Here is a 12,185-nt window from a genome sequence, read left to right on the forward strand (position 1 = left end):
CGAGGGTGATCACGATGGCCAGGCCGGTGCCCACCAGCGCCCTGCTGATCAGCGTGTCGATGCCGAACAACCGGTAGCGCAGCACCGCCACGGCGATGGCCGCCGGGATCAGCGGAATGGCCAGCGAGGCCACCCACCAGACGTCCGCGCCGAGCATCCAGGGCACCAGCAGGCCCGGCAGGGCCACCAGCAGCCACAGCAGCTGCCGCCGCTCGACCGCGTCGCCGCGCCGGAAGCGCACGACCAGCGAGGCGAAGGCCAGCACCATGCTCGCCGAGAGCGTGCCGTGCCCGGCCTCGCGCAGCTCCGGCCGGTCGGTCAGCAGCCCGGCCCAGTCCAGCGCCTGCCCGGCCACGGCCGGCGCGATCACCGCCCGCCAGCGCCGCGACAGCAGCCTGCCCACCGGGTACAGCAGCGGCAGCAGGACGCCGAGGGTCAGCTCGCAGACGTTCCAGGTCAGGTTGACGACCGGCCAGCGCGGCCCCGGCCGTGCGTCGAGCAGCTGGTAGAGGTTGGCCGACAGGATGTTGGCCGCGGCGCTCGCCCCGCCCAGGCACAGCAGCCAGCCGATGATCAGCCGCGGCCTGCTGTGCACGAGGATCGCGCCGAAGACCGGGAAGGCCGTGCCCGCCATGTCCTCCGGCGCGAACGGCAGCGGCGTGTACGGCGACGGCGGCAACTGGGCGGTCACCCAGATGTCGGCCAGCTCCAGCACGACGGCGAACGTGGCGATCCCGATCGCGACGCGGGGAGTGGCCAGCCTCGTCACCGCCCGGCGCGCCCAGACTGCGTGGCGCATCCCACCATTTCCTTCCGTGATCGGCAGGAAATTATCGGGACGAAGCCAACATCCGATCAAAATTCTCTCAACGGCGGCGGATTCCGTGGAACGCCGCCCCGGACCTCAGGCCGCGTCAGCGCCGCCGGATCGCCGGGCCGAGGGCCAGCATGCCGGCCGCCGAGACCAGCGCGACGCCGCCCACGGCGAACCACAGCGTCTTCGGCCCGGCCGCGAGCAGCGGGCCGCCCATCAGCGGCGCCAGCACCGAGGCCAGCGACCAGGCGAAGCCGAACAGCCCCGAGTACCGCCCCCGCAGGTGCTCGGGGGCCAGCGCGGCCACGATCGTCCCGGAGATGCCCGCGGTGATGATCTCGCCGACGGTCCACACCGCGATCGTGACGGCCAGCCAGAACGTCGTGGTGACGAAGGCCGTCAGCGCGAACCCGGCCCCCATGACCGCCAGCCCGAGCGCGAACGTGCGGGAGGGGTCCCTGCGCCCGAGCCAGCCGGAGACCAGCGGCTGGACGACGACGATCAGCACCCCGTTCAGCGCCATGGCCAGGCCGAACTGCCCCGGCGTCAGCTTCACCACCGACGTCATCGCGACCGGCAGCATGGTCACGGTCTGCAGGTAGACCAGCGCGTTGCCGAGCACGACCAGCGTGAAGGCCACCATCAGCCGGTCGCGCAGCACGACGCCGAACCCGCCGGACGACTCGCGCGCCGCCGGCCGCGTCTCCGGCACCGCCCGCCACACCAGCGCGGCGAAGACCAGGCACGAGACCGCGTCGATCCAGAACAACCAGGCGAACCCGACGCTCGCCAGCCAGCCGCCGGCCGTCATGCCGACCGCGTATCCCAGGTTGATCGCCCAGAACAGCAACCCGTACGCGCGGGCCCGCTCCGACGGCGACACCAGGTCGGCCACCAGGGCGCTGGACGCCGGCCGGTAGATGTCGATCACCAGCCCGAGCACGAACATGGACGCGACGATCGCCGGCAGCGAGGTGCTGTAACCGAGCGCCAGCATGGTGGCCGCGGTGGCCAGCATGCCGCCCGCCAGCGTGACCCGGCGCCCGATCCGGTCGGTGAGCACGCCGGCGAGGATCTGCGACAGCAGCGAGCCCGCGCCGTAGACGCCCATGACCAGGCCCACGGCGGTCACCGACATGCCGCGGGAGTGGGTCAGGTACACGCCGGTGAACGGCATGACCAGGGTGCCCAGGCGGTTGACGAGGGTGCCGCTCCACAGGGCCCAGAAGGGCCGCGGCAGTCCGCCGATCTGGGAGCGGAGGAAGGAAGGCTTCTCAACAGCGGTGCTAGACACGGACCAAGGGTCAGGTCTGGAGGGCCGAGGCGCCATCGATTTAGTGCACACTAAAACCATGGCCGTCACCTGGGACCTCAAGCCGGAGGACGTCGCGCGCATCCGGTTCGCGTTCTCGCCCATGTGGGAGCTGGTCGCGAGCCTGCGCACCCTCCAGGACCCCTCCAGGCAGTCGATCCACCTGCCCTGGGTCAAGGCCGTGCGCCCCCGGCTGGCCGGGCTCGACCTCGACGAGCTGTTCGCGCTGGTGCCGCCGACCGGCTACCTGGCCGACTTCATCACCCCGCCCCCGCAGACGCCGCTGCCCGACTTCGCCGCCGAGCTGGAGCAGGTCCGCGGCACGCCGCCGGAACGCGCCCGCACGGAGGCCGCGACCATCGCGGGCACCGACCGGGCGCCGCTCGACCGGTTCATGGCGGATCCGGAAGCCGGCGTGGCGCGGGTGGCGGGGGCGCTGGAGACGTACTGGCGGGCCTGCTTCGAGGAGTTCTGGCCGCGCGTCTACGGGCTGCTCGAACGCGACGTGCTGCGCCGCTCCCGCCAGCTCGCGCAGGGCGGGGCCAGGGAGCTGTTCGCCGGGCTCGGCCCCGCCGTGGAGTGGACGGGGGAGCGGCTGCTCATCGACCGGCCCTGGTGCCACGCGGGCGGCCTGCACGGCGACGGGCTGCTGCTGGTGCCGAGCGCGTTCTACTGGCCGTCGGTGGCCGTGATGTCGGCTCCGTACCAGTCGATGCTCGTCTATCCGGTGCTCGGCGTCGGCACGCTGTGGGAGCAGGGGCCGCCGCCCGCCCCCGGCGCGCTGGCCGCGCTCATCGGCCGCAGCCGGGCGCAGATCCTGCTCGCGCTGGCCGAGCCGAGCACCACCTCGGCGCTGGCCGCCCGGATGTCGCTCACCCCGGGCGCGGTCAGCCAGCACCTCGGGGTGCTCAGCGACGGCGGGCTGGCGGTGGGCCTGCGCCTCGGCAAGCAGGTCGTCTACCGCCGGACGGCGGCCGGCGACATGCTCGCCGGCGCCGCCCCCTGACCGGCTCCCCTCCGGGGGTTCAGGCGTACCGGGACGACTCCAGCAGCCAGTCCAGGTGGGCGCGCGGCGCGGCCAGGTAGGCGCAGGCGACCTTGCTGACGTCCCTGGCCGCCTTGGGCGGGAGGTCGTCGAGCGGCAGCCGCCTGGCCGCCCGGTTCATGTCCTGGCAGCGCCCGGCGATCCGGTCGAGCACCCACGCCACGGCCTCGCGCTCGCCCAGCCCGAGCTGCCGCACCGCCAGCACGACCAGGTTGTGCACGTCGCCGCGCTCCTTGGGCCGCGAGGCCACGTCGTTGCACCAGGCCGTGACGTCGCTGCAGGCCTCCACCAGCTCCCGCCACGGGTCGCACTGGACCACCCAGGCCGGCACCTCGACCCGCAGGCACGGCTCCACCAGGTCGTACAGGTAGGGGCCCACGGTGCCCCTGCGCAGGGCCGGGTACTCCTCCAGCGTCGGCATGCGCCCGGCCGCCCGGTTGTCGGCCTCGGTGCGGCAGGCGTCGGCCTGGCGGCGCAGGTTGACCGCGAAGCGGGCCCGCCACTGGTCGCTCATCCGCGCGCTGGTCACCCGCCACAGGTCGGCGAAGGCGGCCTCCAGCGGGTGCCGGGCCGCGCCCTTGAGCATGCCGCCGAAGATGTCCAGCGGGCACGACCCCTCGTCCAGCTCGTCGTCGAGGTGGAACAGCCAGGTCAGCCACTGGGCGAACAGCGCCGCCGCGGCCGCGTCGAACTCGGCGAACGCGCGCCCGGCCATCCGGTGGAAGCCCACCCCGGCGTCGGCGCGCAGGCCCGTCCGCCTGGCCCAGTCGATGACCGCGGCCTCGATGGCGTACACGGCCGGGTGCATCCGGCAGGGCGCCGCCATCGCCGGCACCCGCTCGACGAGCGGCAGCAGCGCCAGCGCGGGCGAGCCGCCCTTGCGCGGCAGCGGCAACATCGGCTTCCAGTGCAGGACCGAGCGGAGCGCGGTGCGCACCGTGGCGAACACGGTGGTGCTCACGGCCGTGTTCACAGCGGACCGTAAAGCCAGTTGCCCGCGGCGTTCGGGTCTGAGCTGCGGTAGTAGTCCTCGGCCGCGCGGATCAGCTCCTCGACGGTGAGCGCGCCTCTGCCCTCCCGGTCGAGCCGGTCGAACGCCTCGTCCACGTCGTCGTAGGCGGTGCCGAACGCGCTGAGCATCGTCCGGAACTCGCCCGGCCGGATCAGGCCGTCGCCGTCGCCGTCGCAGAGCTGGGCCACCGCCACCGTCGCCGGCCGGAACACCGGCTCGTACCGGTCGCCGGTGACGAACGCCGCCGTCATCCCGCCGCGGAAGTCCGTGCGCGCGATGCCGGAGTCGCCGTCGCGGTCGAGCGCCCGCGACAACGTCGACCAGATGCCGTCGAAGCTGCCGACGAGCCGGTTGCCGGTGACCGAGGTGGGGGACTCCCCGAAACCCACCAGCAGGCGTGCGCCCAGCCCCAGCAGGTCCTCCCGTTCGACGACGCCGTTGCCGTTCGCGTCGATGTGGTCGAACGCCCGATCGAGCTTGTGATTGAGCAGGTCGATAGCCACCAATGCCTCCCCCGAGACTAACTGCGTGATCACAGTAGATCTGGGCGGCCCCTTTGTCAGTGAGGCTCGCACCGGCACCCCCCGTAACGTGTGCGAAACACGGGCACGGCATGCTGATATCAAGACCCGCACCGTCTTCAACGAGGGGACGCCTTGGACCGCCAGCAGGAGTTCGTGCTCCGCACGCTAGAGGAACGCGACATCCGGTTCATCCGGCTCTGGTTCACCGACGTCCTCGGCTTCCTCAAGTCCGTCGCGATCGCGCCCGCCGAGCTGGAAGGCGCCTTCGCCGAGGGCATCGGCTTCGACGGCTCGGCGATCGAGGGCTTCGCCCGCGTCTACGAGTCCGACATGCTGGCCAAGCCCGACCCCTCGACGTTCCAGATCCTGCCCTGGCGCAGCGAGACGCCGGGCGCGGCGCGCATCTTCTGCGACATCCTGATGCCCGACGGCACCCCGTCGCACGCCGACCCGCGCTGGGTGCTCAAGCGCACCCTCGCCAAGTGCGCCGACATGGGCTTCACCTTCTACACCCACCCCGAGATCGAGTTCTTCCTGCTGAAGAACCGTCCCGAGGCCGGGCAGCGCCCCGAGCCGATCGACTCCGGCGGCTACTTCGACCACACGCCCCACAGCTCCGGCCACGACTTCCGGCGCCAGGCGATCATGATGCTGGAGTCGATGGGCATCTCCGTCGAGTTCAGCCACCACGAGGGCGCCCCCGGCCAGCAGGAGATCGACCTGCGCTACGCCGACGCGCTCACCACGGCCGACAACATCATGACGTTCCGGCTGATCATGAAGGAGGTCGCCCTGGAGCAGGGCATCTGGGCCTCGTTCATGCCCAAGCCGTTCACCGAGCACCCCGGCTCTGGCATGCACACGCACATGTCGCTGTTCGAGGGCGACCGCAACGCCTTCCACGAGGCGGGCACCGACTACCGGCTATCGAAGATCGGCCGCTCGTTCATCGCGGGCCTGCTGCGGCACGCCGCCGAGATCACCGCCATCACCAACCAGTGGGTCAACTCCTACAAGCGGCTGTGGGGCGGCGCCGAGGCCATCGCGGGGCAGGGCGGCGAGGCGCCCTCCTACGTGTGCTGGGGGCACAACAACCGCTCGGCGCTGGTCCGGGTGCCCATGTACAAGCCGCACAAGGGCGGCTCGACCCGCATCGAGTTCCGCTCCCTCGACTCGGCGTGCAACCCGTACCTGGCCTTCGCGCTGGTGCTGGCCGCCGGGCTCAAGGGCATCGAGGAGGGCTACGAGCTGCCGCCGGCCGCCGAGGACAACGTCTGGACCCTGACCAGCGCCGAGCGCCGGGCCCTGGGCATCCAGCCGCTGCCCGGCTCGCTCGACGAGGCCATCGCCGTCATGGAGCGCAGCGAGCTGGTGGCCGAGACGCTGGGCGAGCACGTCTTCGACTTCTTCCTGCGCAACAAGCGGGCCGAGTGGCGCGAGTACCGCCGTACGGTCACCGAGTTCGAGCTGGGCCGCTACCTGCCGGTGTTGTGAGGCCGGGCGGGGGAGACCCACCCGGTTCAGCCCTTGAACTCGCGCACCTCGACCGGCAGCACGCCCACGGCGCGGGCGAGCCGGCGTCCCCACTCCAGCGCGGCGTCCAGGTCGGGGGCCCGGATGACGGTGAACCCGCCGACGTGCTCCTTGCCCTCGGTGTAGGGGCCGTCGGTGGTGAACGTCTCGTCCGCGCGCATCCGGATCACCGACGCCTGCTCGGCCGGGGCCAGGCCGCCGGAGAAGACCCACGCGCCGGCCGCGCGCATCTCCGCCTCGACCGCGCCGATGTCGCGCATGATCGGCTCCAGGACCGCGGGCTCGGGCGGCGGGCCGTCGGGCTCGAACAGGGTGAGCAGGTACTGCTTCATGGGTCGTGGTCCTTCCTCGTGCGTCCGCATCCCCCCGGACGCCGTCAGTCGGCGGGGGCGCGGTCGGCGCTGTCGAAGACGATGTGCTCCAGCAGGTCGGCCTCGGCGCGGGTGAGCACGTGCGCGCTGACGGCCGGGGCCGGGTCGCCGCCGGTCACCCGGGCCAGCAGGCTCTCCCAGCGGCGGCGGTGGCGGGCGAACGTGCGGGGCGCGACCACCCGGCCCCTGGCGTGCTGCCCGGCGACCGCCGCCTCCGGCGGCGCGTCGAGCAGCAGCAGATGGAAACTCGCCCGCTGCCTGCGGGCCAGCCAGGCGAACCCCTTCAGCACGTACGTGGCGCAGCCCCGGTTGTGCGCGAGGACCGCCTGACCGCCGGCCAGCGCCCGGCTGATGCGGCTCAGGTGGGTGGCGAACACCACGGCGCGGCGCACCGGACGGGGGGCCCAGAGGATCCGGCCGTCCCAGCGCAGGCGGGACTGCCCCGAGTCGATCACCACGACCGCGTCGGCGGCGACGGGCGCGCTCTCGGCGCCGTGGAGGCCGTAGAGGCGGCGCAGCAGCGTGGTCTTGCCGGCGCCGGGCAGCCCGGTCAGCACGACCAGCGACCCGGGCGGAAAGCGTAACGTCGCCCGCTGCACAGACCCACCCCGCCCGATCGGATTCGCCTTGACCCCTGTTCGCGCCAGCATAGGGCGCGGGGGCGGGTGGCGGGCGGGCCCGGCCGCCGGAACGGTCCGACGGGATTCACCGGGAATGGGCCCGGGGCGGGGAAATCACGGGATAAGGTACTGCCGACGCCTTGATCGGTCTCACCCCGGATACAGATGCGGCTCCGGGTTGGGGCCGATTTTCGTTGTTCCTCACCCCCGAGTCACATCCGTGCCATCGACGGCGCCGACCCTGGGAGGGGACGGCCGGGGGCGGCCGGGGAAGTTTCGGCCACGCCTGTGGCGTTATGGCATGAGTCGGCCGCCGCTCAGGGACCCCCAGCATCGTGGTAATCCGGGAGTCCAGTAAAATCGGCCTACTCTTTACGATATTTCCGGACTTCTCGCCTTCTAGGGCGATATTGGAGGGTGTGGCATGACGACGGCTGCCCTGCAGACCGTGTTGACCGTTCCCGAGCGTTTCCGGGGCCCGGTGGGAGTCGCCAACGGCGGCTGGATCGCGGGCACCATGGCAGAGGCGCTGAACGGCGGCCGATCAGCGGTCGAGGTCACGCTGCACGCGCCCACGCCCCTGGAGACCGAGCTGCGCCTGGAGCACGTCGCCAACAGCGTCTCGCTGTCCGACGGCGACAAGGTCCTGGTCGAGGCCATCCCCGTCGCCGAGACCCTGACCGGGCCCGGGTTCGTGGCGTTCACCGACGCCGCCCGCGCCGAGGCAGGGTTCGTCGGCCTGAAGGCCCACCCGTTCGCCGAGTGCTTCGCCTGCGGCCTGCGCGAGCCGGGCGACGGCCTGCGCATCTTCCCCGGCCCGGTGGAGGGCTCCGACCTGGTCGCCGCCGGCTGGCGGGTGCCGTTCACGGTGAGCGGCGAGGACGGCGTGCCCGCCTCGATCGTGGGCGCGGTGCTCGACTGCATCACCGGCTGGGCGCACTTCGGCCCCGGCGAGTCGGCCCTGCTCGGCCGCCTGGTCGTGCAGATCAACGGCCCGGTGCTGCCGGGTGGCCGCTACTCCGTCGTGGCCCGTCCGACCGGCCGCGACGGCCGCAAGATGTACGGCGAGAGCGGCATCTACGAGGACGACGGCACCCTGGTGGCCGCCGCCCGCGCCACGTGGATCGCTCCACGCTGACCTGCGTCTGCGAACGGCCCCCGAGCTCGGCTCGGGGGCCTTTCTCATGCCCCGGTGATCCGTTCCAGGACGGTCGTCACCGGCTGCTCGTCGAACAGGATCGTGTAGTGGTTGCAGTCGGGCACGACCTCGTCGCGCAGGCCGGGCACGCGGGCGGTCCAGGTGCGGGCGACCTCGTCGGGGAGCATGCCGGTGTCCTGGTTCAGCAGGCCGCGCGGGGCCCTGAGCAGGTAGGCGGGCGCCTTGATCGCGGCCAGCGCGGCGCCGATCTCGGCGGTCTCGGTGCGCATCCAGCGCCCGTCCGCCATCACGGCCTCGCCGACCGCCCGCGAGCGCAGCGCGCCCTCGGGGCCGTCGAGGTCGTAGCGCACGTACGCCTCCACGTCGGGGCTCCAGTGGCCGACGAAGGCCGGGTGGGCCTTGAAGAAGTCCACGTACTCCTCCGGGGAGGCGAACGTCCGGCGCAACCGGTCCAGCGCGGGGCCGAGCGTGGCCGCCAGCGCGGCGTCGGGGTCCGCGCCCTCGGGCAGGGGGAGGGGGAGGCCGCCGTCCACCAGGACGACCCGGTCGAAGTCGCGCTCGGCCGCGGCCAGCACGGCCACGTACGCGCCCATCGAATGGCCGGCCAGCACCGCGTCCGGGCCCGCGCCGACGTGCTCGGCGACGCGCAGGACGTCCTCGGCGTGCCGGGGCAGCCCGTACGGGCCGGGCAGGGAGGCGCTGTGACCACGGCCGCGCAGGTCCATCGCGATCAGCGACCACTCCTCGGGCAGCCGTCGTCCGACCGCGCCCCAGGCCATCAGCGAGGCGCTGATGCCGTGGACCGCGATGACCTTGCGGGGGCCGGTGCCGAACGTGGCGACGCGGAGCCCGTCCACTTCGTCGAATCTCATAGCCGGATCTTAGGGACGCCGTCCGGGGCCGGGAGTCACCGGCCGTCGCGCGGGCAGTTCGCACGGCGGGCGTAAGGACGTTTTCGCCAAAAAATGCGGATAAATTACCCGATATGCGCATCACCGTGATCGAGCACGAGGCCGGCGCCGGGCTCGGCCACCTGGCGGACTGGCTGGGTCTGACCTGCGACGTCGTACGGCCGTACCGGGGCGAGCCGGTGCCGGAGCGGGCCGCCGACGGCCTGATCGTGCTCGGCGGCGCCGCGGCCGCCTGGGAGGACGAGCGCAGCCCCTGGCAGCCGGCCACCCGCGCCCTGCTGCGCCGCGCCGTGGCGGAGGGCACGCCCACGCTGGGCATCTGCCTCGGCGCCCAGCTTCTCACCATGGCGCTCGGCGGCACGGTCGAGCGCGGCGGGAACGGCCTGGAGGTGGGGGCGTGCGAGGTCGTCGCGCTGCCCGCCGCCGCCTCCGACCGGCTACTGTCCGGCGTCCCGGCCCGGGCCACCGCCATCCAGTACCACCAGGACGCCATGACGCGGCTGCCGCAGGGCGCGGTGCCGCTGATGACCGGCGCCCAGTACCCGAACCAGGCCTACCGGGTCGGCGAGCGCGCCTGGGCGGTGCAGTTCCACCCCGAGGCCACCTCGGAGATCTTCACCTCCTGGACGGCGGAGTCGGACCTGGCGGCGGCCGAGGACCTGAACGCCGCCGTCAAGGCCGCCGGGCCCGCCCTGGTCGCGACCTGGCGCCCCGTCGCAGAGGCGTTCGCCCAGGTGGTCAGAGCCTCCCGCCCGGCCTGACAGCCCAACCCGGGCGGCCAGGAGCCGGACGCCGGTGCGGGTCAGAACCAGCGGTCGCGGCCGAGGCCGTCCGTGGCAGATGACTCAGCAGCCGACGACTCAGCAGCCGATGGCTCGGCGGCCCGGTCGTGGCGGCGGGTGAGCAGGTGGGCGACCGCGTGCACGCCGCCCACCGTCAGCGGCAGCGCCGCGAGCCCGTACGCGGCCGACCGCCCCGGCGCCGCCACCACCCCCGCCCGCCGCAACCGCCGCCACGCCCACGCCGAGAACGGGATCACCACCAGCGGCGCCGTCGCCACCCCCGGCGTGTACCCCCGTGTGGCGGCCGCCTGCGCCAGGTGGACGACCCCGTGCAGCCCGAACCCGGCCAGCACCGCCTGGAACACCGGGCTGCGCCCGCCGCTGCGCGCCCCCAGCGCCGAGGCCCCCGCCACCACGCCGCCCATCAGCCCGATCGCCACGTTCACCCGCGCCTGCGACACCTCCAGCCGCTCCCACGGCACCCCCGGGTACAGCCGCTCCAGCCGGGGACGGGCCCGCCGCGCCCATCCCGCCATGGTCGCCAGCTCCTCGGCGTCGTGCACGGCCCAGGCCGCCAGCAGTCCCCAGGTCACCGCCGCGGGCATCCGGCTCATGTCGTCCCCCTCCTCAGCAAAACACAACGCTACGTTGCGTTGTACTCTACGGCTTTCCGGAAGCCACCTGTCAAGATGAGCAGGTGCCCAGGATCGAATCGACCGCCGCACGCCTGGCCAAGCTCGGCTTCGCCGACGGTGCCAGAGCCGCCCAGCTGCTCGACCGCACCCCGGCCGACCTCGACGACCTCCTGGAGTTCCTGGTCGCCGTGGCCGATCCCGACCTGGCCCTGGTCTCGCTGACCCGCCTGGCCGAGCGCGAGCCGGCCGTCCTGACCGCGGTGCGCGAGGACGAGCGGCTCAGGGCGCGCCTGTTCGCCGTGCTCGGCGTCAGCGCCGCGCTCGGCGAGCACCTGGTCCGCCATCCCGGGCAGACGGCCCTGCTGGCCGAGCCCGAGCTGGGCGAGGCGCGCGCCGCGCTGCTGCGCGCCGTCGGCGCCGAGCCCGGCGAGCCCGAGCCGCGCGCCGGCGACCCCGACCCGCTGGTGGCGCTGCGGGTCGCCTACCGGGGCCGGCTCATGCACCTGGCCGCCCGCGACCTCACCGGGCAGGCCACGCTCCCGGAGGTCATGGCCGAGCTGTCCGACCTGGCCGGCGCGGCGCTGGAGGCCGCCCTCGCGATCGCCCGCGCCGAGGTCGACGACTCCGAGGCGCGCCTGGCGGTCATCGGCATGGGCAAGTGCGGCGCGCGCGAGCTCAACTACATCAGCGACGTCGACGTGATCTTCGTCGCCGAGCCGCGCGAGGGCGCCGACGAGACCAAGGCGCTGCGATCGGCGACCCGGCTGGCCCAGGCCATGATGCGGGCCTGCACGGCGGCCACCCAGGAGGGCTCGCTGTGGGAGGTCGACGCCGGCCTGCGTCCCGAGGGGCGGTCCGGCCCGCTGGTCCGCACCTTGGCCAGCCACCTGGCCTACTACCGCCGCTGGGCCAAGACCTGGGAGTTCCAGGCGCTGCTCAAGGCCCGTCCGGTGGCGGGCGACCAGGAGCTCGGCGAGTCCTACGTCCAGGCGGTCAACGACCTGGTCTGGACGGCCGCCACCCGCGAGCACTTCGTCGAGGACGTCCAGGCCATGCGCCGCCGCGTCGAGTCGCACGTGCGCGCCGAGGGGGAGCGGCAGCTCAAGCTGGGGCCGGGCGGGCTGCGCGACATCGAGTTCGCCGTCCAGCTCCTGCAACTCGTGCACGGCAGGCTCGACCCGCTGCTGCGCCGCCGGGCCACCCTCCCGGCCCTGGCCGCCCTCTCCCGCGGCGGCTACGTCGGCCGCGACGACTCGCGCGGGCTCGCCGAGGCGTATTCGTTCCTGCGCCAGGTCGAGCACCTGTTGCAGCTCCACCGGCTGCGGCGGACGCACCTGCTGCCCACCGACGAGGCCGACCTGCGCAGGCTCGGCCAGCTTGCGTTCGATGCGGTCGAGGCGCCGGCACAGGTCCTCCAGGTCACCGCGTTCGGCTCCCTCCTCCTCGGGACGCAGGTGAACCAGGAGC

Annotated in this window: 12 protein-coding genes and 1 pseudogene; 5 read left to right on the plus strand and 8 right to left on the minus strand. The window is 73.4% G+C overall.

The window, feature by feature from the left end; translation table 11 throughout:
- A pseudogene (locus ACWCSD_RS35490) lies at positions 1 to 799 on the minus strand (hypothetical protein); the annotation flags it as partial.
- A gap of 115 nt (positions 800 to 914) precedes the next feature.
- Positions 915 to 2,108, minus strand: a complete 1,194-nt coding sequence (locus ACWCSD_RS35495; protein WP_358294225.1) for an MDR family MFS transporter — start codon at positions 2,106 to 2,108, stop codon at positions 915 to 917.
- A gap of 58 nt (positions 2,109 to 2,166) precedes the next feature.
- Here ACWCSD_RS35495 and ACWCSD_RS35500 point away from each other — a divergent pair, with 58 nt between their 5' ends.
- On the plus strand, positions 2,167 to 3,132 hold the full coding sequence (locus ACWCSD_RS35500; RefSeq protein WP_397162279.1) for a DUF5937 family protein: 966 nt from the start codon (positions 2,167 to 2,169) through the stop codon (positions 3,130 to 3,132).
- 19 nt (positions 3,133 to 3,151) lie between these two features.
- On the opposite strand, the gene ACWCSD_RS35505 is transcribed toward ACWCSD_RS35500, so the two are convergent.
- Together ACWCSD_RS35505 and ACWCSD_RS35510 are read right to left on the minus strand one after the other, a co-directional pair.
- On the minus strand, positions 3,152 to 4,132 hold the full coding sequence (locus ACWCSD_RS35505; protein ID WP_358294221.1) for a terpene synthase family protein: 981 nt from the start codon (positions 4,130 to 4,132) through the stop codon (positions 3,152 to 3,154).
- 8 nt (positions 4,133 to 4,140) lie between these two features.
- Positions 4,141 to 4,686 (minus strand): EF-hand domain-containing protein, encoded by a 546-nt coding sequence (locus ACWCSD_RS35510; protein ID WP_364331930.1) that lies wholly within the window; start codon positions 4,684 to 4,686, stop codon positions 4,141 to 4,143.
- A gap of 153 nt (positions 4,687 to 4,839) precedes the next feature.
- On the opposite strand from ACWCSD_RS35510, the gene glnA reads away from it, so the two are divergent.
- Entirely contained in the window at positions 4,840 to 6,201 is a 1,362-nt protein-coding gene (gene glnA, locus ACWCSD_RS35515; RefSeq protein ID WP_352353441.1) for a type I glutamate--ammonia ligase, read from the plus strand.
- A 26-nt stretch (positions 6,202 to 6,227) separates the two neighbouring features.
- Here the strand turns inward: glnA and ACWCSD_RS35520 are convergent, their stop codons facing one another.
- A complete protein-coding gene (locus ACWCSD_RS35520) occupies positions 6,228 to 6,572 on the minus strand; it encodes a YciI family protein (protein WP_397162278.1) in 345 nt (114 codons plus the stop codon).
- A 44-nt stretch (positions 6,573 to 6,616) separates the two neighbouring features.
- On the minus strand, positions 6,617 to 7,210 hold the full coding sequence (locus ACWCSD_RS35525; protein WP_397162277.1) for an AAA family ATPase: 594 nt from the start codon (positions 7,208 to 7,210) through the stop codon (positions 6,617 to 6,619).
- Positions 7,211 to 7,655: 445 nt separating this feature from the next.
- Between ACWCSD_RS35525 and ACWCSD_RS35530 the strand changes: the two genes are divergently transcribed.
- On the plus strand, positions 7,656 to 8,369 hold the full coding sequence (locus tag ACWCSD_RS35530) for a PaaI family thioesterase (protein ID WP_449921533.1): 714 nt from the start codon (positions 7,656 to 7,658) through the stop codon (positions 8,367 to 8,369).
- Positions 8,370 to 8,413: 44 nt separating this feature from the next.
- Here ACWCSD_RS35530 and ACWCSD_RS35535 read toward each other — a convergent pair whose 3' ends face one another.
- Positions 8,414 to 9,262, minus strand: a complete 849-nt coding sequence (locus ACWCSD_RS35535; RefSeq protein ID WP_397162276.1) for an alpha/beta fold hydrolase — start codon at positions 9,260 to 9,262, stop codon at positions 8,414 to 8,416.
- 113 nt (positions 9,263 to 9,375) lie between these two features.
- Here ACWCSD_RS35535 and ACWCSD_RS35540 point away from each other — a divergent pair, with 113 nt between their 5' ends.
- The gene (locus ACWCSD_RS35540) at positions 9,376 to 10,062 is read left to right on the plus strand and encodes a type 1 glutamine amidotransferase (RefSeq protein WP_449921536.1); all 687 of its coding nucleotides are present in this window, start codon (positions 9,376 to 9,378) and stop codon (positions 10,060 to 10,062) included.
- 41 nt (positions 10,063 to 10,103) lie between these two features.
- On the opposite strand, the gene ACWCSD_RS35545 is transcribed toward ACWCSD_RS35540, so the two are convergent.
- A complete protein-coding gene (locus tag ACWCSD_RS35545; protein ID WP_397162274.1) occupies positions 10,104 to 10,697 on the minus strand; it encodes an HXXEE domain-containing protein in 594 nt (197 codons plus the stop codon).
- Positions 10,698 to 10,780: 83 nt separating this feature from the next.
- Between ACWCSD_RS35545 and ACWCSD_RS35550 the strand changes: the two genes are divergently transcribed.
- Positions 10,781 to 12,185 (plus strand): [protein-PII] uridylyltransferase family protein (locus ACWCSD_RS35550; protein WP_449921538.1); only part of this gene is annotated, 1,405 nt, incomplete at its 3' end.

The organism is Nonomuraea sp. NPDC001684 (genome assembly GCF_053596515.1).

Bases quoted from the DNA above. Each gene is read 5' to 3' on its own strand.
- ACWCSD_RS35520 (WP_397162278.1), bottom strand. From the start codon at position 6,572: ATGAAGCAGTACCTGCTCACCCTGTTCGAGCCCGACGGCCCGCCGCCC.
- ACWCSD_RS35500 (WP_397162279.1), top strand. From the start codon at position 2,167: ATGGCCGTCACCTGGGACCTCAAGCCGGAGGACGTCGCGCGCATCCGG.
- ACWCSD_RS35545 (WP_397162274.1), bottom strand. From the start codon at position 10,697: ATGAGCCGGATGCCCGCGGCGGTGACCTGGGGACTGCTGGCGGCCTGG.
- ACWCSD_RS35530 (WP_449921533.1), top strand. From the start codon at position 7,656: ATGACGACGGCTGCCCTGCAGACCGTGTTGACCGTTCCCGAGCGTTTC.
- ACWCSD_RS35535 (WP_397162276.1), bottom strand. From the start codon at position 9,262: ATGAGATTCGACGAAGTGGACGGGCTCCGCGTCGCCACGTTCGGCACC.
- ACWCSD_RS35540 (WP_449921536.1), top strand. From the start codon at position 9,376: ATGCGCATCACCGTGATCGAGCACGAGGCCGGCGCCGGGCTCGGCCAC.